Raw genomic sequence first — 904 nt, forward strand, 5'->3', positions numbered from 1 at the left:
CGCATCGGGCGAAGGGGGCCAGGTGATTCGGATGCCCAGACTCAGGAGGTATGCGGAATGCAGAGCGCCAAAACGGTGCTGGGTGTCCTGCGTGAACGCGGCAGACGTAGCCTGCCGTGTGCTGAACTGTATCGGCAGCTGTTCAACCCGCAGTTGTATCTGTTGGCCTACGGACGCATCTACGCCAACCATGGTGCGATGACGCCCGGGGTCACGTCGGAAACCGTGGACGGCATGTCACAGCGGAAGATCGACCGGATCATCGAGGCGATGCGCCACGAGCGTTACCGCTTCCGTCCGGTCCGGCGCGTCCATATCCCGAAGAAGAATGGGAAGACGCGTCCGCTGGGGCTGCCGACCTGGTCGGACAAGCTCGTCGGTGAAGTGGTCCGACTGTTATTGGAGGCGTACTACGAACCGACGTTCTCCGGCCGCTCTCATGGGTTCCGTCCCCGCCGCGGCTGCCATACCGCTTTGCGGGAAGTGGACCACACCTGGACCGGGACGTCCTGGTTCATCGAAGGGGACATCGCCGACTGCTTCGGCAGCCTGGACCACGAGGTCCTGCTGTCGATCCTCGGCGAGAAGATCCATGACCAGCGGTTCCTGCGGCTGGTGCGCAACATGCTGACAGCCGGATACCTGGAGGACTGGAGATGGGGCGCCACACTCTCCGGAGCGCCGCAAGGCGGGGTGGCTTCCCCGATCCTGTCCAACATCTACCTGCACAAGTTGGATGAGTTCGTCGAGACAGTTCTGATTCCGGAGTACACCCGAGGGAAGCGCCGGGCCCGCAACCCGGCCTATCTGGAGTTGCAGAATCTGCTGGCGAAAGCCCGCCGGCGCGGCGACCGGACCCAGGCCCGTGCGCTGCGTCAGCAGATGGTCAGCCTGCCGAGCGCGG

1 protein-coding gene is annotated in these 904 nt (G+C 64.2%); it reads left to right on the forward strand.

What is annotated here, in order from left to right:
- Positions 1 to 57: 57 nt before the first annotated feature.
- A partial coding sequence (locus ABD198_RS30500) for a reverse transcriptase/maturase family protein (protein WP_344007975.1) occupies positions 58 to 904 on the forward strand: 847 nt, incomplete at its 3' end.

This window comes from Streptomyces thermocarboxydovorans, assembly GCF_039524635.1.
Taxonomy (GTDB): Bacteria; Actinomycetota; Actinomycetes; order Streptomycetales; family Streptomycetaceae; genus Streptomyces; species Streptomyces thermocarboxydovorans.